Source organism: Arthrobacter rhombi, assembly GCF_039526245.1.
GTDB classification, from domain to species: Bacteria; Actinomycetota; Actinomycetes; order Actinomycetales; family Micrococcaceae; genus Arthrobacter_H; species Arthrobacter_H rhombi.
This window is the reverse complement of record NZ_BAAAIV010000020.1, coordinates 49,606-75,160: the sequence shown is the minus strand read 5'-3', so window position 1 is coordinate 75,160 and position 25,555 is coordinate 49,606. Positions and strand designations below refer to the sequence as shown.

Annotated in this window: 23 protein-coding genes; 11 read left to right on the top strand and 12 right to left on the bottom strand. The window is 66.4% G+C overall.

Translation table 11 applies throughout. From position 1 onward, the window contains the following. Positions 1–50: 50 nt before the first annotated feature. The 3 genes from ABD088_RS15540 to ABD088_RS15530 all read right to left on the bottom strand — a co-directional run bounded on the left by ABD088_RS15540 (position 51) and on the right by ABD088_RS15530 (position 3,871). On the bottom strand, positions 51–1,499 hold the full coding sequence (locus ABD088_RS15540) for a calcineurin-like phosphoesterase C-terminal domain-containing protein (protein ID WP_343902879.1): 1,449 nt from the start codon (positions 1,497–1,499) through the stop codon (positions 51–53). Positions 1,500–1,779: 280 nt separating this feature from the next. After that, positions 1,780–2,979: an IS110 family RNA-guided transposase gene (locus ABD088_RS15535; protein ID WP_343902878.1), complete on the bottom strand. Its 1,200-nt coding sequence runs from the start codon at positions 2,977–2,979 to the stop codon at positions 1,780–1,782. A 307-nt stretch (positions 2,980–3,286) separates the two neighbouring features. Beyond that, positions 3,287–3,871, bottom strand: coding sequence for a TetR/AcrR family transcriptional regulator (locus ABD088_RS15530; protein ID WP_343902877.1), 585 nt, complete (start codon positions 3,869–3,871; stop codon positions 3,287–3,289). Between the two features lie 69 nt (positions 3,872–3,940). On the opposite strand from ABD088_RS15530, the gene ABD088_RS15525 reads away from it, so the two are divergent. From ABD088_RS15525 to ABD088_RS15515, 3 genes are read left to right on the top strand one after another with little or no spacing between them, the layout of a single operon-like run. Further along, the gene (locus ABD088_RS15525) at positions 3,941–5,539 is read left to right on the top strand and encodes a succinic semialdehyde dehydrogenase (protein WP_343902876.1); all 1,599 of its coding nucleotides are present in this window, start codon (positions 3,941–3,943) and stop codon (positions 5,537–5,539) included. Positions 5,540–5,552: 13 nt separating this feature from the next. Further along, the gene (locus tag ABD088_RS15520; protein ID WP_343902875.1) at positions 5,553–6,389 is read left to right on the top strand and encodes an SDR family oxidoreductase; all 837 of its coding nucleotides are present in this window, start codon (positions 5,553–5,555) and stop codon (positions 6,387–6,389) included. A gap of 57 nt (positions 6,390–6,446) precedes the next feature. Next, complete coding sequence (locus ABD088_RS15515) at positions 6,447–7,208, top strand: ArsR/SmtB family transcription factor (RefSeq protein ID WP_343902874.1); 762 nt, start codon at positions 6,447–6,449, stop codon at positions 7,206–7,208. Between the two features lie 20 nt (positions 7,209–7,228). Here ABD088_RS15515 and ABD088_RS15510 read toward each other — a convergent pair whose 3' ends face one another. Then, the gene (locus tag ABD088_RS15510) at positions 7,229–8,158 is read right to left on the bottom strand and encodes an Lrp/AsnC ligand binding domain-containing protein (RefSeq protein WP_343902873.1); all 930 of its coding nucleotides are present in this window, start codon (positions 8,156–8,158) and stop codon (positions 7,229–7,231) included. A 190-nt stretch (positions 8,159–8,348) separates the two neighbouring features. Here ABD088_RS15510 and ABD088_RS15505 point away from each other — a divergent pair, with 190 nt between their 5' ends. The 3 genes from ABD088_RS15505 to ABD088_RS15495 all read left to right on the top strand — a co-directional run bounded on the left by ABD088_RS15505 (position 8,349) and on the right by ABD088_RS15495 (position 12,200). Then, positions 8,349–9,617, top strand: coding sequence for a M20 metallopeptidase family protein (locus ABD088_RS15505; protein WP_343902872.1), 1,269 nt, complete (start codon positions 8,349–8,351; stop codon positions 9,615–9,617). Then, the gene (locus ABD088_RS15500) at positions 9,614–11,185 is read left to right on the top strand and encodes an AbgT family transporter (RefSeq protein ID WP_343902871.1); all 1,572 of its coding nucleotides are present in this window, start codon (positions 9,614–9,616) and stop codon (positions 11,183–11,185) included. The genes ABD088_RS15505 and ABD088_RS15500 overlap by 4 nt, the downstream gene beginning before the upstream one ends. 61 nt (positions 11,186–11,246) lie before the next feature. Beyond that, positions 11,247–12,200 (top strand): acyl-CoA thioesterase, encoded by a 954-nt coding sequence (locus ABD088_RS15495; protein WP_343902870.1) that lies wholly within the window; start codon positions 11,247–11,249, stop codon positions 12,198–12,200. Positions 12,201–12,294: 94 nt separating this feature from the next. Here ABD088_RS15495 and ABD088_RS15490 read toward each other — a convergent pair whose 3' ends face one another. The 7 genes from ABD088_RS15490 to ABD088_RS15460 form a co-directional block, all read right to left on the bottom strand. After that, entirely contained in the window at positions 12,295–12,822 is a 528-nt protein-coding gene (locus ABD088_RS15490; RefSeq protein ID WP_343902869.1) for a MarR family winged helix-turn-helix transcriptional regulator, read from the bottom strand. A gap of 1 nt (position 12,823) precedes the next feature. After that, complete coding sequence (locus ABD088_RS15485; RefSeq protein ID WP_343902881.1) at positions 12,824–14,569, bottom strand: MDR family MFS transporter; 1,746 nt, start codon at positions 14,567–14,569, stop codon at positions 12,824–12,826. A 159-nt stretch (positions 14,570–14,728) separates the two neighbouring features. Beyond that, positions 14,729–15,238: a hypothetical protein gene (locus ABD088_RS15480; protein WP_343902868.1), complete on the bottom strand. Its 510-nt coding sequence runs from the start codon at positions 15,236–15,238 to the stop codon at positions 14,729–14,731. Between the two features lie 101 nt (positions 15,239–15,339). Next, positions 15,340–16,155 (bottom strand): amino acid ABC transporter ATP-binding protein, encoded by an 816-nt coding sequence (locus ABD088_RS15475; protein ID WP_343902867.1) that lies wholly within the window; start codon positions 16,153–16,155, stop codon positions 15,340–15,342. After that, complete coding sequence (locus ABD088_RS15470; protein ID WP_343902866.1) at positions 16,152–17,135, bottom strand: amino acid ABC transporter permease; 984 nt, start codon at positions 17,133–17,135, stop codon at positions 16,152–16,154. The genes ABD088_RS15475 and ABD088_RS15470 overlap by 4 nt, the downstream gene beginning before the upstream one ends. A 9-nt stretch (positions 17,136–17,144) precedes the next feature. Beyond that, entirely contained in the window at positions 17,145–18,119 is a 975-nt protein-coding gene (locus ABD088_RS15465; protein WP_343902865.1) for an ABC transporter substrate-binding protein, read from the bottom strand. 40 nt (positions 18,120–18,159) lie between these two features. After that, on the bottom strand, positions 18,160–19,791 hold the full coding sequence (locus ABD088_RS15460; protein WP_343902864.1) for an amidohydrolase: 1,632 nt from the start codon (positions 19,789–19,791) through the stop codon (positions 18,160–18,162). Between the two features lie 157 nt (positions 19,792–19,948). Here ABD088_RS15460 and ABD088_RS15455 point away from each other — a divergent pair, with 157 nt between their 5' ends. Continuing rightward, a complete protein-coding gene (locus ABD088_RS15455; RefSeq protein ID WP_343902863.1) occupies positions 19,949–20,851 on the top strand; it encodes a LysR family transcriptional regulator in 903 nt (300 codons plus the stop codon). Between the two features lie 11 nt (positions 20,852–20,862). Here ABD088_RS15455 and ABD088_RS15450 read toward each other — a convergent pair whose 3' ends face one another. Beyond that, on the bottom strand, positions 20,863–21,975 hold the full coding sequence (locus ABD088_RS15450) for a LacI family DNA-binding transcriptional regulator (RefSeq protein WP_343902862.1): 1,113 nt from the start codon (positions 21,973–21,975) through the stop codon (positions 20,863–20,865). A 93-nt stretch (positions 21,976–22,068) separates the two neighbouring features. Here ABD088_RS15450 and ABD088_RS15445 point away from each other — a divergent pair, with 93 nt between their 5' ends. From ABD088_RS15445 to ABD088_RS15430, 4 genes are read left to right on the top strand one after another with little or no spacing between them, the layout of a single operon-like run. Next, a complete protein-coding gene (locus ABD088_RS15445; protein ID WP_343902861.1) occupies positions 22,069–22,908 on the top strand; it encodes an ABC transporter substrate-binding protein in 840 nt (279 codons plus the stop codon). 3 nt (positions 22,909–22,911) lie between these two features. Continuing rightward, positions 22,912–23,706 (top strand): amino acid ABC transporter permease, encoded by a 795-nt coding sequence (locus ABD088_RS15440; protein WP_343902860.1) that lies wholly within the window; start codon positions 22,912–22,914, stop codon positions 23,704–23,706. Further along, a complete protein-coding gene (locus ABD088_RS15435) occupies positions 23,706–24,491 on the top strand; it encodes an amino acid ABC transporter ATP-binding protein (protein ID WP_343902859.1) in 786 nt (261 codons plus the stop codon). Before ABD088_RS15440 ends, ABD088_RS15435 begins: the two co-directional genes overlap by 1 nt. After that, complete coding sequence (locus ABD088_RS15430) at positions 24,491–25,549, top strand: Gfo/Idh/MocA family protein (protein WP_343902858.1); 1,059 nt, start codon at positions 24,491–24,493, stop codon at positions 25,547–25,549. Before ABD088_RS15435 ends, ABD088_RS15430 begins: the two co-directional genes overlap by 1 nt. Positions 25,550–25,555: the final 6 nt, after the last annotated feature.

The following is a 25,555-nucleotide window of genomic DNA, read 5'->3' as shown; positions in this document are numbered from 1 at the left end:
CGTCCGGTGGCCGCACTTCATATCGGCGGTCGGCCGGACGCTACACCACCTTATGGGGCACTACTGTAGCGCGGGGTGTTCAGCCCCAGGGCCATCTGGTCGCTGCCGTCGGTGCCGCGCACGGTGAACCGCTCGGTGAACTTGTTGCCCTGGATATCCAGCGTGAGGACGCCGGGCAAGGCGCCGTCGCGTTGGACGGCCGTCGGGTACCCAGCCTCCGTGAGCGGACCGGAGAACCAGTCACCGGCGATGGCACCTGCCGTGAGGTGGGGGAAGGGCAGCTTCTTGATGCCATAGGTGTCCTTCCATCCGGCAGTGGAGTCCCCGGCCCGCAGGTTCTCGAGGCTGTGCGTGTGTCCGGCGACCTCGACCGCCTTGCGCCCCTTGAGCATGGAGTAGATCTCCTTGGCCTGTTTCACCTGGTGCTGGGACAACTCCTGGTCGGCGAAGTCGAGGAGGGGGATGTGTGCCGCCAACACGACGAGCTTGTCCTTCGGGGTGTTTCCGATGTCCTGGCGGAGCCATTCGAGCTGCTGGGGGTCCAGCGACGCCTTGTAGTCACCCCGGGCCGCAGGCAGCTGGGTGGGGTACTCGACGGTGTTCAAGGCGATGACATGGGTCTTGCCGGTGTCGTACGAGTAGTACTCCGGACCCAGATTCTGCTTGAAGGTATCGAAGCTGTGGGCGCTGTCGGTGGCGTCGAAGTCGATGTCATGGTTGCCGGGCAGGAAGCGGGCGGGGCCATTGAGCATGCCGGTCAGTTCACGCGTCTGCGGGTACAGGGACAGGTCGTTGCCGACCACATCGCCGATGAACAGTGCCCCGCAGGAGGTGTAGTCGGTGCGCTGGGCCAGATCGCCGAACGCGCCCTGGCGGGCGTACTCGACTTCCTTCTGGTTGTAGGTCTGGACGTCGCCGCCGATGAGGCAATGCTGTTCGGCAGCAGCGGTGCCCGGGTCCTTGGCCAACGGGAAGTTCACGGCCTTCGGCAATTTGCCTGTGGGTTCCAAGCCGCCGTACTTGAGGTCGGGGGAGCCCTCCGGTAGATGGTGGTAGGAGAACTGCGCGACGTTGTCCTCATCAACCGGGACCTGGTATCCGCGGGGCTGGGTGACGAAGACTGTCATGTTCTCGTAGACCGGCACGGTGTAGCGTCCGTTCGCGTCCGTGGTCGTCACCGTGCGTCCGTTGGAGACCTTGGCCCCGGCGATGCCGCGCTCGCCGCGGTCCTGGTGCGAGTCCTGGTCCCGGTCGTTGAAGACGACGCCGGAGAGCTGCTGGGCGTCATCGGCCGATGACTTCGTGGCCCTGACGACGTCGACGCTTCCGCGGTAGGCCGCATCGGACCACTCGGTCGTCGAGGCTGGTTTTTGCTCGGGCGCGGCGAGGGCCGAGGCGGGAATCAACGACCCCGCGAGGACGACGGCGAGGGCCCCCGCCGTCCGTCGCAGGGAGCTGCGTTGGTGGTGGTTGTCGGGCGGCGTGCTGGTGGTGCTCACGATGAACCTCCGGGGAGTGGGCGTCGCCCGCGTCCGCGGGGCGACCACGTTCCACCGTCGCAAGCTTGCGTGAACCGACGACGACGAGGAGGTCATGGGAAATCATCGACGATACGACCAATGCCCGAACGGTTGGCCAACAACGTTGGGGGGTGCCCCTATCTGCTTGGTCAAGGGTCTGGGCGGAAATTCTCGGGAATCGGTGGCGGGCGATTACGGGCATGCCAATACTGGCCAACGGTGTGGGACTCATTTGCCGTGACTGGCGTGGTGGTGTGTTTCAGGCGGCGAGGGCCACTGGTTCCTGGTAGATGGTCCCGTCGCGGAGCATGGCGAACAGGACGTTGCAGCGTCGCCGGGCCAGCGCGATGACGGCTTGGTTGTGCTTCTTGCCCTCGGCGCGTTTCCGGTCGTAGTAGGTCCTTGAAACCGGGTCGTGCAGCGAGGCGAAGGCCGAGAGGAACAGGGCCCGCTTGAGGACCTTGTTGCCCTTGCGCGAGGGGTGGTCACCGCGGATCGAGGTCCCCGAGCGCCAGGTCACCGGGGCCAGCCCGGCGTAGGAGGCGAGATGCCCGGCGGTCTGGAAGTCCTTGCCGGCGACCTCGGTGAGAATCCGGGCCTCGGTCCTGACGCCGACCGCCGGTAGGGACGTCAGGAGGATGTGAAGAGGGTGGGCCTCCACGAGGAGCTCGACCTGGGCCAGGACCTCGGTGCGGGCGGTGCGGGTCTGGGCCAGCGAACGGGCCAGCTGGGGCAGCACGATGCCGGCCGCGTTGGTGCCGGAAACCACGACGCTCTGTTCATCCAGGGCGGCAAACACGTCGGCGGCCCAGCCCCTGCCGGCGCGCGGCGCGTGCTTGCGCAGCAGGGCCTCCACCCTCGCCTTGCCAGCCCGGCGTAGCGCAGCTGGTGTCGGGTATTTGGCCAGCAGCTCGGGCATCGCCGGGTGGTCCAGGTGTGTTCCGATGACCCGTTCGAGGGCCGGGTGGATCTGGGTAAGCAGGCCGCGGATCCGGTTGCTGGTCACGGTGGCCTGCTTGGCCAGGTCGTCGTCGAAGCCGCAGAGCATCGCCAGTTCTGCGACCTGTTCGTCGCCGACGAGGATGGAGCGCAGGGTGTGGGGCATGGTGCGGGCCGCTTCGGCGATGATGTAGGCGTCCCGGGCATCGGTCTTGGCCTCTCCCGGGTGCAGGTCTGCGATGCGGCGCATGGCGAGTCCGGGCAGGTAGCCGACCATGATCCCGGCGGCCTGGGCGACCGCGACGGGCAGGGCCCCGATGGTCGCGGGCTGGTCAACGACCAGCAAGGCCTTCCCGTGCCGGGCCAGCTTGGTGATGATGGCCTGGAGCTTTGCCTCGTCCTGGGGCAGGGCCTTGTCCAGCAGCTTCTTTCCGGCCCGGTCCAGGGCCACTGCGTGGTGGTTGGTCTTGCCGACGTCGATGCCGATGAAGACATCGACGTTTTCGTGTGAGGGGATCATCGTGTGGCCTTCCTTGGGACAGCACATTCCTGTGGGTGGGACGGTGCTGGCATGTCCTGCGGCTCCAAGGCTCGGCATCCACGTTACGGCCGATATTGACGGTGGTTCCCCGCCTGCATCCGGCCCCTATTAGCGATTTCCCTGGTGCCTATCGAACCCCGGTGACAACACCCCCCGGATCATTGGAGACTGGGGGAAAGAATCAATGCCGGGGCCGACAGGCCAGCAACCCCAATACTTGCTCAACTAGGGGCTGCTAAGAAGGTAACGGGGGACCTGTCATGCGGCGGCCGGGGTCGCCGGCAGATCAGTGGCGGGCGACGATTCCTGCCAGGCCGGAAACGACGCCGAGCAGCCGGGCCGCGCTGAATTCCTCCGGGCGTCGGACCACGTCCATGGCGGCGCCGTAGATCACCGCCGCCAGGACCGAGCGCAGGGCTTCCGGCTCCACGCCGGCCGCCTCGGAGACGCGGGCCGCGACGGGCTCCATGCGTGCTGCGTAGGCATCGAGTGCGGTGTTGATCGGGGTCCGGAATTCGTCGGCATGGCGGGCGAAGTAGAACTGGAAGATCAGGTCGACTTCGCCGCGCTGGTTCTGCAGCCCCTCGAGTTCCTCGGCCATCATCGCGTTGAGGGCATCCTCGGGACGCTGGCTGTCACCAAATCCCGGCGGTGGCCCATCCAGGGTGGTTTCCAGCAGGCGGGTCAGCAATGCGTGGAGCAGGCCTTCTTTTGAGTCGTAGTAGAAGTAGACCAGCCCGATGGACAGGCCAGCCTCCGCGGCCACGGTCCGCACGGTCACCGACTCCACGCCTCCGTGGAGCGCGACCGCCTTGGCGGCGCGGATGATGTCACTGCGGCGCTCGCCCTCGGGCTTCTTGATTCCCACCATGGACCTACAGTATCGGCTGGCCGCCGGAAGATGGTTGCATCATATCGAACCGTAGTTCAATATAAGACCATGGCTTCCATCACCTCCACGACCTCCCTGGCGGGTACCGCGACCAATGCCGCGGACTCCCCGGGCCAGGACGCGCCCGGCCGCCTCGGCGGGCACCTGGCGGGGCTCGTTGCATCCGCCGGCAAGCATGGCTCGGCCACCATCCGCAGCCCCTTCGACGACGCTGTCGTCGGCCGGCTTCCGCTCTCCAGTGACGAGGACGTCGAGCAGGCGTTCCGGAGCGCACGTGCGGCGCAACGCGACTGGGCCGCACGGCCCCTGGCGGAGCGGGTGGCCGTGTTCCGCCGGTTCGCGGAACTCGTCATCGACGAGCGTTCGGCCTTGCTCGACGTCATCCAGCACGAGACCGGGAAAGCACGCCTCAGTGCCTTCGAGGAGGTCGCCGACGTTTCGCGGTGGGCCAGCCATGCAGCGCATGCCGGTCCGGGATACCTGCGCGAACGTCGCCGTCCCGGCGTCTTCCCGGTCCTGACCCGCACCCATGAACGCTTCGTGCCCCGCGGGGTCATCGGCACCATCACCCCGTGGAACTATCCGTTCACCCTGCCGGCGGGAGATGCGGTCCCCGCCTTGTTGGCGGGCAACGCCGTCGTCCTCAAGCCAGATTCCCAGACGCCGCACACCGCCCTGTTCGCCTTGGAACTGCTGCGCCGGGCGGGGCTGCCCGCAGACCTGATGCAGATCGTGCTGGGTCCCGGATCCCGGATCGGCCCGGCCATGATCGAACGGGCCGATTTCATGATGTTCACCGGTTCCACCGCGACCGGCAAGACGGTGGCCGAGGGGTGCGCGTCGCAGCTGATCGGGTTCTCCGCCGAGCTGGGTGGCAAGAACCCGATGCTGGTCCTCGCCGATGCCGACGTGCAGCGCGCCGCCGCAGGTGCCGTGAACGCCTGCTTCTCCAACTCCGGCCAGCTGTGCATCAGCATCGAGCGGATCTACGTCCACGGCGACGTCTGGGATGCCTTCGTCCCCGCCTTCCTGGAGCGTGTCCGGGCCATGCGGTTGGCCCCCGGGCTCGGATGGGACGCGGACATGGGCTCGCTGATCGGCCCCGACCAGCTGGAGAAGGTGTCGGACCACATCCGCGACGCCGTCGACCACGGGGCGAAGGTCCTGGCGGGCGGGAACGCGCGGCCGGAGCTGGGCCCGTACTTCCATGAGCCCACCGTCCTGGCGGACGTCCGGCGGGGCATGGCCGTCGCCCGGGAGGAGACCTTCGGTCCGGTGGTCAGCCTGTACCCGGTCGACTCGGACGAGGAGGCCATCGCGGCAGCCAACGACACCGAATACGGTCTCAATGCCAGCGTCTGGTCCCGGGGTCGTGGCGCCGCAGTGGCCCGCCGGCTCCAGGCCGGAACCGTGAACATCAACGAGGGCTACGCCGCTGCCTGGGCTTCGCATGCCTCGCCCATGGGCGGGATGAAGGCCTCCGGGATGGGCCGCCGCCACGGGGCCGAGGGCTTCCAGAAATTCACCGAACCACAGACCATTGCCGCCCAACGGCTCCTCCCGGTGGGCGGACCGCCCGGGATGGGCCACGAACGCTGGTCGCAGGCCCTGTCTGCCGGCGTCCGCATCCTCAACCGCTTCAGCTGAACTAGGAGAATCCATGCGCCACCCCTTGAAGAATGAAACCGTCCTGATCACCGGTGCCGGCAGCGGCATCGGCCGGCTGATGGCCCTCGGCGCCGCGCGCCGCGGTGCCCGGATCGTCATCTGGGACCTGAACGGAGCCGCCGCCGACGCGGTCCGCGACGAGATCCGGGCCACCGGCGCGAGCGCCGAATCGTTCGTCGTCGATGTCTCCGACCGCGAGGCAGTCCGGGCGGCCGCCGCGGAGACCGGGCCCGTGGACGTGGTGGTCAACAACGCCGGCGTCGTGACGGGCAAGCGGCTCATGGACGCCTCGGACGAGGCCATCGAGCGGACCATCCGGATCAACGTGTTGGCCCTGTACTGGGTGACCAAGGCGTTCCTGGGTGGCATGATCGAACGCCATCACGGCACCGTCGTGACCGTGTCCAGCGCAGCGGGCCTGGTCGGGGTGGCCAAGCAGACCGACTATTCCGCCAGCAAGTTCGCAGCGCTCGGTTTCGCCGAATCCCTGCGCGTGGAGATGGACAAGGAATCGGCGGGCGTGAACTCCCTCGCGGTGTGCCCGTTCTACATCGACACCGGCATGTTCGAGGGCGTGGCCACGAAGTTCCCGCTGCTGCTGCCGATCCTCAAGCAGGACTACGTGGCCAACCGGGTGCTGGACTCCATCGAGGCCGGCAAGAAGCAGCTCATCATGCCGCGCGCCGTCCACGCCCTCTCGCCGGCCCGCCTGCTGCCCGTTCCGCTCTTCGACAAGATGGCCAATTTCCTCGGCGTGAACAACACCATGGACCATTTCGTGGGCCGTCGTTCCGCACCCGCAGAGGGGAACCAGGTCGGCACGCGCTGACCGCCGGGGAGGCGCCAGCCCTTGACAGGTGAGTAATTACTCACCTATTAATGGTGCATGGGCGATCTCTTCAAGGCACTGGGCGATGCGAACCGCCGGGCGCTGCTGGACGCCCTCAAGGAGGAGGACGGGCAGTCGCTCGGCCGTCTCGCGGAACGGTTGCCGCAGATGACGCGGTTCGGCGTGGGTTCCCACCTGGCCGTGTTGGAGGACGCCGGGCTCATCACCACGATGAAGTCCGGGCGCCGCAAGCTCCACTACCTCAATGCCGTCCCGCTCGTCGAGATGCAGCAACGCTGGCTCTCGGAGTACACACGCGACGCGGCCGCCGGCCTGCTCGCGTTCGGACACGACGTCGAGGAACACCCCATGACCCGCAGCGATCCTGCACCACGCCCCACCACCATCTACGCCCTTCACATCCGGGCCGGCATTGACCGCGTCTGGGAGGCGCTGGTGGACACCGGCACGCCCCGGCCCTGGCTATACGGAACCACCACGGATTCCTCGTGGTTGCCCGGCACCGCCTACACGCAGGCCAGTGGCGGATTCACCCTGATCGGTGGGGACGTCCTCGACGTCGATCCGCCGCGCCACCTGCGCCTGGGCTTCGACGCCCAATGGGACGAGGCCACCGCGGCGGAGCCCGCGGGCATCATCGACTACCTGCTGGAGCCGGTGGACGACGGCGGATCGGTCACCCTGCTCACGGTGACCCTCTGGGATCTGGTGGGGGAGAGTGCCGCCGCCGCGGAACGCGATACCCCGCAGATCTACAGCTCGCTGAAATCCTGGTTGGAAACCGGCGAGGCGTTGTAGCCGGGTCGCCGGACCATGCCTCAGGCAACAACGCCTCGGGTCGCCCGCCCGGCGTCGTCCAAAAGCCAGCCGACCCGCTTGGGGTAGGCGAGGGCCACGGTGCTTTCGGCAAAACGGATGTCGGGGATCCGTTGCGTGAGCGCCAACTCGATTTCCATCACCTCCGACACCGACCGGAGCCAGATGACGAACGTGAAGTTCGTCGTCCCGGTGGTCGAAGCACACAGCCGGAGGTTCGGAAACCCCCGGAGGACCTCGGCCGCCTGCTCATGTTGGCCGGGCGGAACCCGGGCAAACCACTGGCAGCTGACCGGGAAGGCCGAATCCTGCTGGGCCAACTCGCACCGGAAGGACAGGACGTTGCCGGCCAACAGGCGGTTGAGCCGCCGGCTGACCGTGGTGGGGTGGACGCCCAGTTCTTGGGCGATGTCGGTGGCGCTGGCCCGGCCGTCGCGGACCAGGCACTCCACCAGGGGACCGTCGGCTGGCACCAGGGTGTAGGGCTGGCCGGAGGCGGGCGGCGCGAGCGACTGGAAGGCTGCCTGCTGCTTGCGGTTCAGGGCGTCGAGCCGCCAGGCGTGGCCTTCCGAATGGACCCGGGTGCAGATGGAGGCCTCGTATTTCGTGACGCCCGGAATGCCGGCGATCCGCGGGACCACCTGGCTCCCCAGGGCCGCGAGTGATGCGGTTTGGACAATGAGCATGAGATCCCGGTTGCGCGCCGATTCGAGCACCGAGACCACTTCGCGCATCGCACAGAGCCGGCGGGTGACCTCGTCCCGATCGGCCAATGTGCACTCCAGGTCGAAGAACGACAACGTTGATTCCATGGACGTGCTGATCGTATTGGCGGTCACCCAGGACAAGCCGGCGGACCGCAATCGCTGCCAACGGGCGGCGAGCGTCGTGGGGTGGGAGTCGAGGATCCCCGCCGCATCGCTCCAGCTCACCCGGGGCGCAATCTGCAGGGCGTGGATCAGTTCCAGGTCGTCTTCCGTGACGTCGATGATGGGGACTCCAGTGCAGTATTCGTGGACAGGGTGCTAATGCGATGCAGTTTTCCTGTGATTTTTGAACGAAACTACAGCGTACACATACGCTCATCCGGACTGAGACACACATCACCGTTAGGACTGCCGCATGTCGTACCTCGAGACCGCCCACCAGATGAAGCCGGAGCTGATCCGGCTGCGTCATGCGCTGCACCAGGAACCGGAGATCGGGCTCGATCTGCCCCGCACCCAGGAGCGGGTCCTGGCCGAACTGGAGGGGCTTCCCCTCGAGACCACGCTGGGCCGGGGGTTGACGTCGATCGGTTCCGTGCTGCGCGGGACCGCCCACCCGGACGCGGCGCAGGACGGCGACGGCGATCGCCCGGTGGTCTTGCTGCGCGGGGACATGGATGCCCTGCCGGTGCAGGAGCGGACCGGCGTGCCGTATGCCTCCACCGTCGACGGGGCCATGCACGCCTGCGGGCACGACATGCATACAGCGATGTTGACCGGTGCCGCGCACCTGTTGGCCGCGCGCAGTGACCGCCTTCCCGGCGACGTCGTCTTCATGTTCCAGCCGGGCGAGGAGGGCCTCAACGGGGCAGGACACATGATCGACGAGGGCATCCTGGACCTGGCCGGCCGGCGGGCCGACGCGGCCTTTGGCATGCACGTTTTCTCCGGTCTCGTCGACCACGGCACGTTCCTGACGCGTCCGGGCATCATGATGTCGGCCTCCGACACGCTCATCGTCACGGTGCTGGGTACCGGCGGCCACGGCTCGGCCCCCTACAAGGCCCAGGACCCGATCGCCGTGGTCACCGAGATGATCTCGGCCCTCCAGGTGGCGGTGACCCGGCAGTTCGACATCTTCGACCCCGTGGTCATCACCGTGGGACTGCTGCGCGCCGGGACGGCATCGAACGTCATCCCCGACTCCGCCTACTTCGAGGCCAGCGTCCGGACCTTCTCGGCGGCCTCCCGTGAGCGCCTCCAGGAACTCGCGCCCCAGCTCCTGGGCGGGATCGCCCGGGCGCACGGATTGGACGCCGACGTCGAATTCCGTCCGCGCTACCCGGCCACCATCAACAACGACGACGAGGCCCGGTTCGTGGATGCCACCGCCAGCGAACTGTTCGGGCGCGATCGCACGCTCAGCATGAAGCAGCCGCTGGCGGCCTCGGAGGATTTCTCCCGGGTCCTCCAGCAGGTACCCGGAGCCTTCGTCGGTCTTGGGGCTGCCGTACCCGGCGCCGATCTGGACACCGTCGAATTCAACCATTCACCCCAGGCGATCTACGACGACGGGGTCCTGGCCGACGGGGCTGCCCTCTATGCGCAGCTGGCCGAGTCCCGCCTGCACCAGTTGGCTGCGGATTCCCGCGGGCGGATCACCGAAAGCGCGGGCACGAAATGAGCACGCTGACCACCAAGCGCCCCGGCGGGATGGACCGGTTCCTCTCCGGGGTTGAACGGGTCGGCAACAAGCTGCCGGACCCCTTCATGCTGTTCCTGATCCTCTTCACGCTCACCGCTGTAGTCTCCACGGCCATGTCGTGGGCGCAGGTCACTGTCCAGCTTCCCGGCAGTGATGAGGCCACGGCCATCAAGGGGCTCTTCACCGCCGAGGGCCTGACCTGGCTGACCACCAACATCGGCACCAACTACCTGGGGTTCCCGCCGTTGGCCACCGTGCTGCCGATCCTGCTGGCCGTGGGTGTCGCCGAGAAGTCGGGACTGCTGGCCGCCTTGATCCGCAAGGGGTTCGGCTCCGCCCCGCGCTGGGCGCTGCCCTACGCCGTGGGCGTGGTCGGCGTGACCGGATCCATCATGGCCGACGCCGCCTTCGTGGTCATCCCGCCGCTCGCGGCCCTGGTCTTCAAGGCCGCCGGCCGGCATCCCGTCGCCGGGCTGCTGGGTGGTTTCGCGGCCGCCGGTGCAGGCTATTCCACCAACTTCCTCGTCACCAGCCTCGACGCCCTGTTCTCGGGGATCACGACGGCGGTCACCGCGTCGATGCCCAACGCCGGTGCCGTGGTCACTCCCGTCTCGAACCTCTTCTTCAACATCGTGTCCTCGTTCATCCTGATGCTGTTGGCCGGGTTCATCATCGACCGGATCCTGGAACCGCGTCTGACCCGCCAGGGAGTGCCCACGGAGCAGCGTGACGCCGAAACCGGCGAGGTCGAGGAGTTCGGCACCCTGGACCCCGAGCTCACCAGTGCTGAATCGCGGGCTCTGAAACTCGCAGTGCTGTCCGGGCTGGTGCTCGCCGTGGTCATGGTGGTCGCCGCACTGGTACCCGGGTCACCGTGGCGCAACGAGGATGGCGGTTTCCTGCCGAAGTCGCCCCTGCTGCAGTCCATCGTCTTCATCGTGTTCTGCATGTTCACCCTCCCGGGCCTGGTCTACGGGAAGATGATCGGCACCATCAGCACTGGCAGGGACGTGCCCCGGGTGATGGGCGAGGCGGTCCGCGACATGACCGGCTTCCTGGTGCTCGCCTTCATCCTGGGGCAGTTCATCGCCCTGTTCAACTGGTCGGGCATCGGCCAGTGGATTGCGGTGGCCGGGGCCGGCGGTCTCGAATCGATCGGCCTGACCGGCTACCCGGCCATCATCGCCTTCATCATCCTGGCCTCTGCCCTGAACCTCTTCATCATCTCGGGGTCTGCCATGTGGACGCTGATGGCTTCGGTCTTCGTCCCGCTGTTCGTGTTGCTGGGCTACGAACCGGCGTTCATCCAGGCGGCCTTCCGGGTCGGCGACTCGGCAACGCAGGTCATCACGCCGCTGAATCCGTACATGATCGTGCTGCTGACCATGCTGCGCAAATACGAGCCGCACGCGGGCCTGGGCACCCTGATGGCGCGCATGCTGCCCTTCGTGATCCCGTTCTGGGTGGCCTGGGTCGGCGTCCTGAGCGTGTTCTTCTTCCTGGACCTGCCGCTGGGACCGGGGAACGGGATCTTCCTGCCCCGGTAGGGCCCGCCCCCTGCGGCGCCGGAAAAGCGCCGCAGGGGGATCTGTTGGCTACCATGTCCCCATGAATGACGTGATGACGCTGCGGTTCCTGGCAGCACCCACCGACGTGTCCGAGGACGGGGTGACTGTGCAGGCCGGTCGCGTGCTCGAATGGATCGACAAGGCCGGGTATGCCTGCGCCGTGGGCTACAGCGGCGGCTACTGCGTCACCGCCTACGTCGGCAACGTGCACTTCACCCGCCCCATCCACAACGGCGACCTGATCGAGGTCACCGCACGCATCGTGCACACCGGGCGCAGCAGCATGCAGGTGGTGGTCACCGTCGATGCCGCCGACGTCCGCGAGCGGGTCTTCCGCCCGGCGATGGACTGCATCCTGGCCTTCGTGGCGATGGACGAGCACGGCCGGCCCACACCGGTTCCGCCGTGGCGCCCCTCCGACCCGGAGACGGAGCAGCTCTCCCGCGGTGCGGCCGAACGCATCGTGGCCCGCTCGGCCATCCGCGACCTCATGCGCGCCCAGGAGTACACGGACGCGGGAACGACGCCGCGGCAACAGTTCAGGTTCCTGGCGTCACCGGCCGTTGTGAACTGGGGTGGCAATGCCCATGGCGGGATCGTCATGCGGTGGATCGACGAGGTGGCCCGCGCCTGTGCGATGGGCTGGTGCGGCGACGACGCCGTGGCCGTCTATTCCGGCGGAATCCACTTCCTGCATCCGATCCACATCGGCGACGTCGTCGAACTCGAGGCCCGGCTGATCCACACCGGGCCACACAGCATGCACATCGCAGTACACGTCAGGGCCCGCGACCCACGGTCAGGGACCTGGCGCGAGACCACGCAGTGCATGACGATCTTCGTGTCGCGGGACGAGCAGGGGCGGGCCGGGGCGGTGCCCCAGCTGGTTCTCCGCACCGACGAGGACCGGCGGCTGGACGAACACGCCACCGAACTGATGCACCGTCGGGCCGAGTTGGAGCCACTGCACTTCGCCACCGAACGGAAGTACTGAGCCACACCGTCCGGGTGGGAGGGTGCCGACAGCAACGGGACGTGGAACGGGTCGAACCCGTTCCACGTCCCGTGGGCGCTGATGACGACGAGCGTCAGGCGGGGGTGTGCCCCGCTCCGCTGGTCTCGTTCAAACGGGCCAGCAGCTCGGCGAACCGCTCGACCTCTGCCTGGTCCCAGGTGCCCAGCCGGTCATAGAGCAGCCGGCGTGACTCGGCGGTGGTCACCTCGAATTTCGCCCGGGCTTCCTCGGTGATCGAAATCAGCTTCGCCCGGCCGTCGTTCGGGTCGGCGGTGCAGGCCACCAACCCGAACTCGCCGAGCTGCTTGATGGTCCGGCTCATCATGGCCTTGTCGGTCTGCAGTTCCTCGGCCAATTCGACCTGCTGGCGTGCGCCGTGGTGGGACAGCAGGGTCAACACCTTGTAGCCGGTGGGCTGCAGCTCCGGGTGGATGGCTGCCGCCCGGTTGCGGATACTGGCACGGGCCGAGACGATCAACGTACCGAATTGCTGTTCGACCTCACCGATCGCCTCGGCCATGGCCTGGCTGAGTCCGGGAGGCGCCGGAGCGGATTCCGGGGCGCTGGCCGGAGCGGCGAACGGGTCGGGGAGATGCGTCATCTCAGCCACGAATCCCGGAAGCCGGGGTGTCCGGTGCCAGCCGGGCATCGTCGTCGTTCCCGGGTGCCGGGGCCGATACGACGGGGAGGGCGTCGGTGTCCAGCGTCGGGGTCACCGCGATGGTGGCCTCGCTGACCTCTGCCAGATGCAATTCGGCTGCCTCCAGCTCGGTGGTGGCGGGAGCCGCGGATCCTTCGGTTTCGGTGGCTTCGGCCTCGGCCCGCTGGTGGCGGGTCTGCGTGCTCAACGCCAGGTTGGGCAGGAACACGACGGCGAGGATCGTCAGGATGCTCAGAGGTGCCGCGACGGTGAAGATGTGCGCGACGGCGTCCCCGTAGGCCGCTTCGATGACCACGCGCACCGGTTCGGGCAGCGAGTGGACCGCAGGGATGTTGCCGCTGGACAGGGCCGCGGCGACGTCCTTGCCACCGGCGCCGAGGGAGGCGATGGCCGTCTTCAGATCGGCCGCGCGTTCGCCCATCAGGTCGGTGACCTTGGTGGCCATGATGGCACCGAGGACGGAGACGCCGATGGTGCCGCCGAGGGAGCGGAAGAACGCGATGCCGGAGGAGGCCACGCCGATTTCTGCTGGGGTGACGGCGTTCTGCACCACGAGCACGAGGTTCTGCATCACCATGCCCAGGCCCGCGCCCAGGATGAACATGTAGGCCGAGACCAGCACGAAGTCGGTGTCGAAGTGGATGGTCCCCAACAAGTACAGGCCCGCCAGCTGCAGCACGGAGCCGACGACCATGTAGGCCTTCCACTTGCCGCGGCGGGAAATCATGGCGCCGACGACGGTGGAGACGATCAGCAGCCCGGCCATCATGGGGATGGTCATCAGGCCGGACTGGGTGGCGTTGGCGCCACGGGCCAGCTGCATGTACTGGGCGAGGAAGACGGAGGTGCCGAACATCGAGACGCCGACGGAGATGGAACCCACCACGCTGAGCGTGAAGCTGCGGTTCTTGAACATGGTCAGCGGGATGATCGGCTCGGCGGCCTTGAACTCCGCGATGACGAACGCGACGAGCGCGATGACTGCGCCGCCGACCATCCAGGCGGTGGTGGCGCTGGCCCACTCGAAGTCCTTGCCGGCCAGGGAAACCCAGATCAGCAGCAGGGCGACACCGGCGGACAGCAGGACGATGCCCGCGTAGTCGATGCTGACCTTGCGCTTGGCCAGGGTCGGCAGGTGCAGGGTCTTCTGGATGAGGACGATGGCGACTGCGGCGAAGGGCAGGGCGATGAAGAAGTTCCAGCGCCAGTTGATCGAGTCGGTGATGAAGCCGCCGATGAGCGGTCCGCCGACGGTGCCCAGGGCCATGACGGCACCGAAGAGGCCCATGTACTTGCCACGTTCACGCGGGGAGATGATGTCCGCCATGACGATCTGGCTCAGGGCGGTCAGGCCGCCGGCGCCGAGCCCCTGGAAGACGCGCATGGTGATGAGCATCGTGGTGTCCTGCGAGAACCCGGCGATGGCCGAGGCGATCACGAAGATCAGCAGCGAGAGCTGCAGCAGCACCTTGCGGTTGGTCAGGTCAGCGAGCTTGCCCCAGATGGGGGTGGAGATCGTGGTGGCCAGCAGCGTGGCGGTGACGACCCAGGTGTAGGCGGTCTGGGTGCCATTGAGGTCGGAGAGGATGACGGGCAGCGACGTCGAGACGACGGTGCCGGCGAGGATCGAGACGAACATGCCCATGAGCAGTCCAGTCAGGGACTGGATGACCTGCCGGTGGGTCATGCCGGAGTCGGACAGCGAGGCCGTCCGCTCCGGGGTGGAAACTGAAGACAAGGGGGCTCCAAAAAAGAGGGGGGAGATGGTTGATCTGGGTCAACTATATGCGAAATGGTTGCCTAGGGACAACTAGTTTCGACGTGATCTGTCTCGCACCCGCGGGGTTCAGCGACCCAGGGCCACCGCGCAATACGTCTGCCGGAGCAGGATGAGCTCCAGGTACACCGGCTTGCCCTCGGCCACCTGCTGGGTGATCCCGTCGACCTCGGATTTCAGTGACCTATAGGTCCCATAGGAGGTGCCGTTGGCCGAGCCCACGGCTTCCACGACGGCCGCCAGCACCCCGTTGACGGTGAGCGGGTCGTCGGCCCGATCGGTGAACAGGATGTCGGACAGGGCGCCGCACGCCGTCTCGGTGGCGAATGTCCTGGGGATCCCGGTGGCCCGCGGGGTGGAGGCGATGCGTGACCTCCAAGTGGTCGCCGTATCGTCCACCGTGGTGCCGGCGGCGTCGGCATTCTTGGCGATCCACCGACTGACATCGTCCGAGCCGGTGCCCAGCTGTGTCGCGATCTCCTGGGCCGCCACCTTGCCCTGGACCGCCACCTTGCCCGGGCCACACCCGGTCAGGGCGGCGGCGAGCACCAGGGCTGTGGCGGCAATTTCCTGCTTCATGATCGTCCCCGATCCCGCGCCGATGGGGTCCCAGTTTGATCCGCGCCGGCCGGGTTGTCGAGCATCTGTCCGGGCACCGGGTCCATCGGCGGGGAGCGCTCCTACAGCACCTTCGCGAGGAAGGCCCGGGTCCTGTCCATCTGCGGGTTGGCCAGCACATCGGCCGGGGGACCCGACTCGACGATGGCGCCCTCGTCGAAGAAGTGCACCGTGTCGGCGACCTCCCGGGCGAAACCCATCTCGTGCGTGACCACGACCATGGTCATGCCCGCGTGGGCCAGGGCCTTCATAGCCTCGAGCACCTCGTCTACCAGCTCCGGGTCCAACGCCGAGGTGGGTTCGTCGAAGAGCATGATCTCCGGGTCCATGGCCAACGCGCGGGCAATGGCGACCCGCTGTTGTTGGCCGCCGGAGAGCTGGTGGGGACGCTTGTGCGAGTGCTCGGCCAGCCCCACGCGATCGAGTTCCTCCAGCGCCCGGGTGCGCGCCTTCGCCTTGGAAAAGCCGCGCACCTCCAGCAGGGCGCAGGCGACGTTCTCCTCGGCGGAGAAGTGCCCGAACAGGTTGAACCGCTGGAACACCATCCCGATCCGCGAGCGGAAGGCGGCGAACTGCTTCGTGTTCCATTCGTAGTAGCGTCCCTGGCGGAATTCGTACCCGACGTGCCGACCCTCGACCAACAGGGTGCCGTCGTCGTACGTCTCCAGCGCATTCAGGCAGCGCAGGAACGTCGATTTTCCCGAACCCGAGGGGCCGACGATGCAGCTGACCTCCCCGGAAGCCACGGTGAAGTCGACGCCGGTCAGCACCTGGTGGCTGCCGAAGGACTTGGTCACCCCCTGGGCCTGGACGTGCAGCTTTCCCGGGGCCGCGGCGCTGGAGGCGTCGCGGATCCCCTCGGCGGGCTGGGCGTTCATGAGAGGTCCTTTCCTGCGGTGGCGACATCATCGTCGCCCCGCGGCGTGGAGGTCTTCGATGCGCTGACGGTCTTGAGCAGCATGCCCGGCTTGCGCACCAGGCGCACCGCGTCGGCCCCGTAGTGCGCCTCGAGCTTGGATTGGAAGAACGTGGCGATCGCGGTCATGACCATGTACCAGAGCGAGGCGACGATCAGCAGCTCCATGATTAGGTTGTTCTGCTTGTAGATCTGGCTGGCGTTGGTCATCAGGTCGTTGCCGGCCACGACGTAGACCAGCGAGGTGGTCTTGAGCATGGAGATGAACTCGTTGCCCGTCGGCGGGATGATGATGCGCAGCGCCTGTGGCAGGACGATCTTGCGCATGCGCTTGCCCGGCGTCATGCCCAGGGCGTAGGCCGCCTCGGTCTGCCCGGTGTCGACCGCCTGGATGCCGGCACGCACCGTTTCGGCGAAATAGGCCGCGAGGTTCAGCCCGAGCCCGAGCAGGGCTGCGGTGAAACCGGTCATCACGTCGTTCGTGTTCCACAGGTACCCGATGTTGGTGAAGGGGATCTTGATCACCAGCGTCGGGAACAGGAAGGCCAAGTTGTACCAGAAGATCAGCTGCACCAGCACGGGGGTGCCGCGGAAGAACCAGATGTAGAGCGTGGAGAGCCAGTTCAGCACCGGGTTGGCCGAGAGCTTCATGATGGCCAGGACCACGCCGAGCACGAGCCCCAGCACGGTGGCCAGGACGGAGATCATCAGGGTGATCCAGATGCCGTCGATGATCTTGGGGAAGAACAGGTACTCGGCGACCTTCCCCCACCGGATGTTGGGGTTGGTGGCCATCGTGAACGCGAGCCAGAAGAACACGGCCAGCGCCAGCGCACCGAGGATCCATCGTTCACGGTGTTTGAGGGTGACGACCGGGACGGTGGTGCCATCCGGTCCGCTGAGTTGAGTCGGCCGGTGGTTGCGGCGTGTTGCCGGACTCATGGAATCCCCCTACTTCCCGTCGTTGACGGTCGCGGTCTCAAGTGCCATCTTCTGCACGTTCCAGGCCTCGAGGATCTTGCCGTAGCTGCCGTCGTCGATCAGCGACTGCAACGCCTTCTGCACCGCCGCCGAGAGCTCGGTGGAGTCCTGCTTCATCGCGATGCCCCACACGCTCTCGTCGCCCGGGATGGCCACGGCATCCAGCACGTCCTTGGAGGTCTGGGCGCGGTAGGCGGCGACCGGGTAGTCGTTGATGCCGGCATCGGCACGGCCATTGCGCACCTGCAGGATGGCGTCCTGGTCACCGGTGAACTTCAGGATCTTCACGCCGGCCTGGTCCGCTGCCTTGCAGTCCTTGTCGAACTGCTGGGCCAGGGCGAGCGAGGAGCCGTTGTCGACGACGGAAACGGTTTTCCCGCACGCGGTCATCGGATCGCCCAGGCCCGCCGGGTTGCCCTTCTTGACCACCCAGCCGTTGCCGGCCTGGACGTAGTCGACGAACGAGACGGTCTCGCGGCGCTCGGCGTTGTCGGTCATCGAGGACATGATGATGTCGTACCGGCCGGTGGTGATGCCGGGGATCTGGGCGTTGAAGTCCTCGTTCTTGATGCTGATCTTGACGCCGAGCTTGTTGGCGATGGCCCGGCCCAGCGACGGGTCGACGCCGATGAGGGTCTTGCCGTCCTTGGCGAAGAGCTCCATCGGCGGGTAGCCCTCGGAGGTGGTCATGCGCAGGCCCTGGGTGCGCACGGCATCGGGCAGCAGCTTGGCCAGTTCGGCGTCGGGCTTGATGGCGTCGATCGTCTGGGCCGCGAGGTCCTCGGTCGGAGCAGGGGCGGCGGAGAAGGCCGACGGGTCGGCGGCAGCTGCGTCGTCGTTGCCGGACAGTGACTGGCCGCCGCAGGCGGTGGTGGACAGGACCGCCACCAGGGCGGCCGAGGCCAGTGCCCCGGTGCGGATATTGCGGATGAGCGTGCTGTTCATGGTGTTCTCCTCGGTGCGGGTTCGAGCGGTGATGGGTGGGTCAGGAGTCGTTGCGGTAGCGCAGGGTTCCCCCGACGGCGGTGGCCGTCACGGGTAGATCGCGCAGTTCGCGGGGATCGATGGCATAGGGGTCCGCGGCCAGGGCGGTGAAGTCGGCGAGCATTCCCGGTCGCAGGCGGCCCTTGAGGGCTTCCTCGCCGGAGGCCCGTGCGGCCCCGGTGGTGAAGCCCGCGATCGCTTCGGCGACGGTGACCCGTTCGCCGGGTTGCCAGCCACCGGCGGGTTCGCCGTCGTGGCGTTGGCGGGTGACGGCCGCGTGGATGCCGTGCAGCGGGTTGGGCAGTTCCACCGGCGCGTCGGAGCCGAAGGCCGGCTGCGCGCCGGCGTCGATGAGTGAGCGCCAGGCGTAGGAAGCCAGATTGCGGCCCGCCAGCAGAGTGGAGGCGAGCGGTATGTCGGTGGTGCAGTGGGTGGGCTGCATGGAGGGCACGACGCCGAGCCTCGCCACCCGCTGGACATCTTCCGGACGCAGGTGCTGGGTATGTTCGATGCGGTGCCGCAGGGGCTGGCGGACGGGCAGCGAACTGTCCGGCAGGCCGGGCGCGGCATCCAGCGGGTGGCGGACGAGGTCCTGGTAGGCGTCCAGCACCAGCTGGTTGGCCCGGTCGCCAATGGCATGGGTGGCCACGGCGATCCCGGCGCCGGCAGCGCGGCGGACCAGGGCGAGCAATTCGAGATAGGGAGTGACCTCGATCCCGGTATTGCCGTCCTCGCCGGGAAAGGGGTGGCCCATGTGGCTGCTGTGGGAACCGAGGGCGCCGTCGGAGAAGAGCTTGACCGGGCCGGTGCGCAGCCAGGCATCCCCGTCGCCGGTCGCCCAGCCCGCGTCGATGGCACGCTCCAGGGAGGTGGCCGGGATGGACTTGTGCACCCGCAGCTGCAGCTTCCCCTCGGCGCGCAGGGACGCGTAGGCGGTGCGGCATTCATCGCCGTCGAAATCATGGACGCCCGTCAGGCCGGCGGCGAGCAGCCGGTGCTGGGCGCGGTCGAGCTGGGAGCGCAGGTCGCCGGCGGCGGCACCATGCATGATCTGCTCCAGCGGTGCGTGGGCGGATTCGCGGAGGATTCCGGTGGGTTCGCCGTCCGGCCCGCGGACGATCTCCCCGCCGATCGGATCCGGGGTGGCGGCATCGATCCCGACAGCGGCGAGGGCTGCCGAATTCGCCCAGACGGTATGGCCGTCGACGCTGGGCAGGGCCGCCGGGTGGGAACCGGTGGCCGCGTCCAGGGCCGCCCGGTCCGGCTGGACGGGGACGTCCCAGGTGTTGAAATCCCACCGTCCGCCGAAGATCCACGCGCCCTCCGGCAGAGTGGCTGCGTGGGTGCGGATCCGCTCCAGCGCGTCGGGCAGGCCGGTCACCCCGCGCAGGTCCAGTGCCGAGATCTCCCGGGCGTAGTTGGCTGTGTGGATATGGGCGTCGGTGAGCCCGGGGATGACGGTGGCACCGCCCAGGTCGACGGTCTCCAGGGGGCCGGTGGCGTGGGCGCGGAGTTCGTCCGGCGATCCGACGGCAAGGATCCGTTCACCGCGCGCCAACAATGCCGTCGCCCGGGGGCGGCCCGCCCACTGGGTGTGGAACGTGGCGTTGACGTACAGGTGTTGCTGAAGCATTCCTAATCCTCTGTGGAGATCCGTGCGTGGATCTGCAAGGGGTCCCCAGCGGTTTCCAGCACCATTTGTTGGTCGTGCCGCTAACTCTAAGGGACGAATGCCCAGCATATGATGTGTGTCACATGACTGTTTAACGCGCTGAGTTCAAGGACTGCTAATGCTTAATCTGACGCACTTGCGAACGCTGGCCGAAGTCCTCCGGTTGGGTTCCTTCACCGCTGCCGGGAACCGGCTGGGCTATACGGCCTCGGCGGTGTCCCAGCAGATGTCGGCATTGGAACGCGATACCGGCATGCGGCTGTTCGTCCGCAGTGCGCGCAGTGTCCAGCCGACCCAGACGGCGCATGCGGTGGGCCAACACGCGCTGAAGCTGTTGCGCGATGTCGAGGGGTTGCTGGCTGCGGGGGCGGCCGCCCACGAGTCGGGGATTCGGGAATTGCGGGTCGGCGTCTTCCCCTCGGCGGCAACCTTCGTGCTGGCGAAGTTCCTGGAATCGGCGGACTGGATCGAGTCAGGTGCGCAGCTGATGATCTCGATCGGTGAGCCCAGCGCCGTCGTGCCAGGTCTTCGTACCGGAGGTGAACTCGACGCGGCGCTGGTCTACCAGGTGGGGGAGTCGGGCCTGGTCCTGCCGCAGGGGGTCACGCGGCACTGGCTCGCCGACGACGCATTCCGGGTGGTGGTTCCGTCCGCGGTTGGCCATAGGGAAGACCAGCGCATGGAGCTCGATGAGGTGGGCGCGATGCCCTGGATCATCCACCAACGCGGCTCGAGCGATGCGAATGTGGTGGACTCGGTCCTGGCGAATGCGGGCATCCATCCGCGCATCGTCGCGTCCAGCGATGACTTCAACGCCACCTTGCGCCTGGTCGCTGCGGGGCATGGGGCGGCGATGGTGCCCCAATTGGCCATGACCGCCCGCCCGCCGGGGGTCGTCGCCGTCCAGGTCCCCGAGCTGCAACTCTCCCGCAAGCTCATGGCGTTGTGGTCGGAGGACGCCCCGGCGGACCTGGTGGAGCGCCTCGTGGAGGGCTGTGGACTGCTGCTACTTGGTGGGTAGCCGTGCTCCGTTCACGAAGGAGGCAGTTTTCGAGGCGGTGCGATGGAGCCCCTGGAGATCACGGCTGCTTCGAGATCCGGCATCGGCCCCGGCGTTTTGCCTTCTATGCGGTCGACGATTCGGCGTCCTGCCTCGACACCCATCTCGTAGACGGGCTGGCGGATGACAGTCAGCGGCGGTGTGGTGAGGAGCGTCCACGGGAAGTCGTCGTACATGACGAATGAGCAGTCCCCGGGGACGCTGAGGCCGCGATCTATCAAGGCGCCGAAGAGGCTTTGCGCGATCATGTTGTCCGAGGCGACAAACGCGGTCGGCGGCTCCGCAAGAGTTAGCAGGAAGTCAACTGCAGATTCCACTGCGGCCGGATCAACGGCGTTGAGGCGCACTAGGGCGGGATCGAGCCGGAGGCCAGCGTTGGCCAGCGCTGCTTCAATCCCGCCGATGCGTTGGGAGACCGGTGATTGTCCGAGGTCTTTTCCGGGGGCATAGGGGGTGGTGCTTCTCAGGCTGGAAATATAAGCGATCCGTTCATGGCCCGCATCTATGAGTTGCTGTGTGGAGGCCGCAGAGGCCGCCTGGAAGTCCACCGAGATCAGATCCGCCTCGATGCCGGGTGCGCCCCGGTCGAAGAGCACGAGTGCACGGCCCCTCGCCTGTGCGTCCCGGAGATGGTCGGACGTCTCGGCTGAGGCGGGTGCAACAATCAGTCCGTCTACGCGCATGTCGAGCAGGGCGCGCACGGCTTCCTGCTCGGCAGCGAGCTGCTCGTCGGAGTTGACGAGCATGACGTTGTAGCCCCGTTCCCGCACCGCGTCGCTGATGCCGCGGACAACCCTTCCGAAGTAGGGGTTCTCGATGTCACCGACGACGACGCCTACCGTATGCGAGCGACCGGTGTTCATGCTTTTGGCGACGTGATTGGGGTGGTAGCCAAGCTCTTTGGCGGCTGCTTGGACGCTGGTCAGCACTGCCTCGCTGACGGAGCCGTATGCCCCAAGGGCTCGGGCCGCCTGGGCCTTGGAGACGCCCGCCCGGCGGGCGACGTCGGCAACGGTTGCGTCCCGTGCAGGGCCGGGCTTGGTCATCGAGTTTCGCTCCAGGGGTTGACGGGTGGTGTTCTGCATCACTAACCTCATCATCATATCCCGAGAGTGAGACCGGTCTCACTCGCTCAAGAAAGAGACCGGTCTCATTCCATGATCAGAATGGAATCCAGCATGAGAATCATCTCCCGACTCAAGACGACCGCGTTGGCCGCTGCCGCGGCCGGCTCGCTGCTGCTGCTGACGGCATGTGGCGGCGCATCGGCAGGATCCCAAGCCCAGGACAACCCCTACGATCTGATCACCCCTGGCCAGATCCGTGTGGCCAGTCTGGGCGACGCGAAACCCTATACATTCACGGACTCATCCGGAAAGTTCACCGGGTTCGATGTTGAATTCTTCACGGATGTGGCCCACCGCGTGGGTATCGACGAAGTCGTGTTCACCGGGCAGGATTTCTCTGCGATCCTCCCGGCGGTGGCGAACGGACAATTCGACGCAGGCGTAGCGGCCATCGGCATCACGCCCGAGCGGAAGCAGACAGTGGACTTCTCGGACGGCTACCTGGCCGGCTATCTCACCGTCCTCACACGTAAGGACACCGGGATCAAATCCGCCAAGGACTTGGCGGGCCATCGTCTTGCAGTCGTGCAGGGAAGCCTCCAGGAGGCGTATGCGGTCAAGCACTTCCCGCAAGCCAATTTGGTGCGATTCCCCGACAACAACACAGCGATCTCGGGGCTGAATAGCGGTGCAGTGGACGCCCATTTCCTCGATTACGAAGCTGCCAAGGACTACGCCAAGAAATTCGATCTTCTCAGTGCAGCCGACATCCCATCCTTCGACGCCCCAGCCGGGTTCGCCGTCTCCAAGAGCAACCCCGAACTGAAGAAGGCCCTGGACAAGGCCTTGCACGAATCCATGGAGGATGGAACGTGGAAGAAGCTCTACGAGAAGTGGTTCCCCGGCTCGCCGATGCCCAAGCAGTACCTGCCCGGTGGCGGAAAGAACTAACCGATGGATGCCCTCGAAACCCTTTCGCGGACCTTCCTGGACTTCGGTGCCATGGTTCAGGTCCTGCCGCAACTCATCCGAGTCGGTCTGCTCAACACCCTGATCATTTCGGTGTCGGCTACCGTCATCGGCATCGTTCTCGGGATGCTGCTTGCCATTTGCAGCATTTCTCCAACCCGTTGGCTCAGGCTGCCTGCACGGGCATTTACAGATCTCTTCCGAGGCCTTCCGGCCATCTTGACGATATTGCTCATCGGGCAGGGATTGGCACGCTTCAGCCAGGATCTCTTCGGTCCGAGCCCGTATCCGCTGGGAATCTTTGCCCTCAGCCTGATTTCCAGCGCCTACATCGGTGAGATTTTCCGGGCAGGGATTCAAAGTGTGGAAAAGGGACAACTTGAAGCTTGCCGTGCGCTGGGGATGGGATACGCGAGGGCCATGGCCCTTGTAGTGGTTCCGCAGGGTATCCGTAGGGTTCTCCCGGCGCTGGTCAACCAGTTCATCGCCATCATCAAGGACTCCTCACTGGTCTATTTTCTTGGGTTGCTCGTTGGCGAGAGGGAATTGTTCCGGGTTGGCCAGGATGCAGCAGTCCTGTCGGGAAACCTTTCGCCGCTTGTCGCGGCAGGCGTCTTCTACCTCATCATTACCGTGCCTCTGACGCACCTGGTCAATTTCATCGATGAGCGCTTCCGGAGCGGACGCCGGAAGGCGACACCGCCCACCAGTGGATTGAAGGAAATCGAGGAAATGGACAGTGGCTTAACTGTCAACACACCGGCTGGAGTTGGTCACTAATGAGCACGAAAACTCGTCTTGACGTAGAACATGAGGTCCCCGAAACTGGGGCGCCCTTCCGAGGTGCTTCGTTGGAACTGAAGAACCTCAGCCTCGCCTACGGGCAGATCCCGGTCGTTCGGGACATGAGTCTTACCGTCCGCGCCGGAACCACGACATGCATCATCGGGCCTTCCGGATCAGGCAAGTCCACGCTCCTCAGGGGTGTAAACCGCCTGCACGAACCCACTTCCGGTGACATCCTGGTTGGAGGACGCTCCGTGCTGGGAGATCCGCCGGACGCATTGCGCCGACGCGTGGGGATGGTCTTCCAACACTTCAATCTCTTTCCGGACCATTCGGCATTGGATAACGTCGCACTGGCGCCGTGGCACGTTAAAGGAAAGGGCAAGAAGGCTGCCCGCCAGCTGGCCATGGAGAGGCTTCGGGATGTCGGTTTGGAGGAACGGAGTGACCACCGGCCACGGGACCTTTCGGGCGGGCAGCAACAGCGTGTGGCCATCGCGCGAGCGCTGGCGATGGAACCTGAGATCATGCTCTTTGATGAGGCGACTTCGGCTCTCGACCCCGAGCTGGTCAAAGGCGTACTCGACCTGATGGCCGGCCTCGGTGCCAACGGCATGACGATGCTCGTCGTGACCCACGAAATGGGGTTCGCCAAGAAAGTTGCCGACCAAGTCGTCTTCATGGATGAGGGGGAGGTGGTCGAAGTCGGCGAGCCGGAGCGACTCTTCAACGACCCCCAGTCGCCACGTTTGCAACGCTTCCTCTCGGAGGTGCTCTGATGGGCCCTGGCAGTAGGGCGGTCAAGGCTGCCGTCATCGGATACGGCGTCTCAGGGAGTGTATTCCACGCTCCGTTGATCGCGGCCCATCCAGAATTCATTCTGGCAAGCATCGTGACCGCGAATCCGCAACGGGAGGCGAGAGCCCGCAAGCGACACCCAGGGACTCCGGTATTTCCGGACCTACCCACATTTGTGGCGGCAGTGGACAACGGCCTCGATGTCGACGTCGTCGTCCTGGGCACCCCGCCGAAGGGGCATAAGGACCAGGCGGAACTGCTGATGCGCCGGGGCATTGGCGTCGTTGTCGACAAACCGTTCACTCCGAGTGCTGCCGAAGCCCGGCAGCTGATGGAAACGGCTCGGACGACGGGAAGTCTCCTGACCGTCTTCCAGAACCGGCGGTGGGATGGAGACTTCCTCACCGTGAAGCAATTGGCCGCCCAAGGCCAGTTGGGCAAGGTGCAGACCTTTGAATCCCGATTCGAGTGGTTCTCGGCGCGTTCTGGAGGTTGGAAGGATACAACTCCAACGGATCGTGGCGGGGGCATCCTCATGGATGTCGGTAGCCATCTGGTCGATCAGGCCATAGAGCTCTTTGGCGTCCCGATCGAGTACTCGGCAGAACTGGTGCGGCACGCCCCAGATGAAGGGCCAGACGAAGACGGGTTCGTGTCGATGCTCCATGTCACGGGGGTGCGATCGCGACTATGGATGAACTCGAAGACGCCGGCAGTGGGGCCGAGATTTCACATCGTGGGCCGTGATGCCACCTTCACCAGCCAGGACAAGGATCCGCAAGAGGCACAACTCGCCGACGGCATGGTGCCTGCTGCGCGGGGTTACGGCATCCACGCACGAGCACGGGCCACGCTCACCACACCAGAAGGTGCGCGCCCGATCGACCTCGCGGCAGGGGCCTACCCGGAGTTCTACGACCGGCTCGCCGCTGCGTTGCGCGGAGATGGTCCGCTCCCTGTTGACCCCGCGGAATCCACCCGTGTGCTGGAGATCTTGGAGGACATCCACATGCGTCACCACGTCCGGCAGTCCCACTGATCAGGG

Excerpts from the sequence above, each read along its gene's own strand:
- ABD088_RS15460 (WP_343902864.1), bottom strand. The coding sequence starts at position 19,791 with ATGCTTCAGCAACACCTGTACGTCAACGCCACGTTCCACACCCAGTGG.
- ABD088_RS15435 (WP_343902859.1), top strand. The coding sequence starts at position 23,706 with ATGAGCACGAAAACTCGTCTTGACGTAGAACATGAGGTCCCCGAAACT.
- ABD088_RS15485 (WP_343902881.1), bottom strand. The coding sequence starts at position 14,569 with ATGACCCACCGGCAGGTCATCCAGTCCCTGACTGGACTGCTCATGGGC.
- ABD088_RS15430 (WP_343902858.1), top strand. The coding sequence starts at position 24,491 with ATGGGCCCTGGCAGTAGGGCGGTCAAGGCTGCCGTCATCGGATACGGC.
- ABD088_RS15455 (WP_343902863.1), top strand. The coding sequence starts at position 19,949 with ATGCTTAATCTGACGCACTTGCGAACGCTGGCCGAAGTCCTCCGGTTG.
- ABD088_RS15535 (WP_343902878.1), bottom strand. The coding sequence starts at position 2,979 with ATGATCCCCTCACACGAAAACGTCGATGTCTTCATCGGCATCGACGTC.
- ABD088_RS15520 (WP_343902875.1), top strand. The coding sequence starts at position 5,553 with ATGCGCCACCCCTTGAAGAATGAAACCGTCCTGATCACCGGTGCCGGC.
- ABD088_RS15445 (WP_343902861.1), top strand. The coding sequence starts at position 22,069 with ATGAGAATCATCTCCCGACTCAAGACGACCGCGTTGGCCGCTGCCGCG.
- ABD088_RS15515 (WP_343902874.1), top strand. The coding sequence starts at position 6,447 with ATGGGCGATCTCTTCAAGGCACTGGGCGATGCGAACCGCCGGGCGCTG.
- ABD088_RS15490 (WP_343902869.1), bottom strand. The coding sequence starts at position 12,822 with ATGACGCATCTCCCCGACCCGTTCGCCGCTCCGGCCAGCGCCCCGGAA.
- ABD088_RS15440 (WP_343902860.1), top strand. The coding sequence starts at position 22,912 with ATGGATGCCCTCGAAACCCTTTCGCGGACCTTCCTGGACTTCGGTGCC.
- ABD088_RS15505 (WP_343902872.1), top strand. The coding sequence starts at position 8,349 with ATGTCGTACCTCGAGACCGCCCACCAGATGAAGCCGGAGCTGATCCGG.
- ABD088_RS15525 (WP_343902876.1), top strand. The coding sequence starts at position 3,941 with ATGGCTTCCATCACCTCCACGACCTCCCTGGCGGGTACCGCGACCAAT.
- ABD088_RS15530 (WP_343902877.1), bottom strand. The coding sequence starts at position 3,871 with ATGGTGGGAATCAAGAAGCCCGAGGGCGAGCGCCGCAGTGACATCATC.
- ABD088_RS15475 (WP_343902867.1), bottom strand. The coding sequence starts at position 16,155 with ATGAACGCCCAGCCCGCCGAGGGGATCCGCGACGCCTCCAGCGCCGCG.
- ABD088_RS15465 (WP_343902865.1), bottom strand. The coding sequence starts at position 18,119 with ATGAACAGCACGCTCATCCGCAATATCCGCACCGGGGCACTGGCCTCG.
- ABD088_RS15470 (WP_343902866.1), bottom strand. The coding sequence starts at position 17,135 with ATGAGTCCGGCAACACGCCGCAACCACCGGCCGACTCAACTCAGCGGA.
- ABD088_RS15500 (WP_343902871.1), top strand. The coding sequence starts at position 9,614 with ATGAGCACGCTGACCACCAAGCGCCCCGGCGGGATGGACCGGTTCCTC.
- ABD088_RS15480 (WP_343902868.1), bottom strand. The coding sequence starts at position 15,238 with ATGAAGCAGGAAATTGCCGCCACAGCCCTGGTGCTCGCCGCCGCCCTG.
- ABD088_RS15450 (WP_343902862.1), bottom strand. The coding sequence starts at position 21,975 with ATGCAGAACACCACCCGTCAACCCCTGGAGCGAAACTCGATGACCAAG.
- ABD088_RS15495 (WP_343902870.1), top strand. The coding sequence starts at position 11,247 with ATGAATGACGTGATGACGCTGCGGTTCCTGGCAGCACCCACCGACGTG.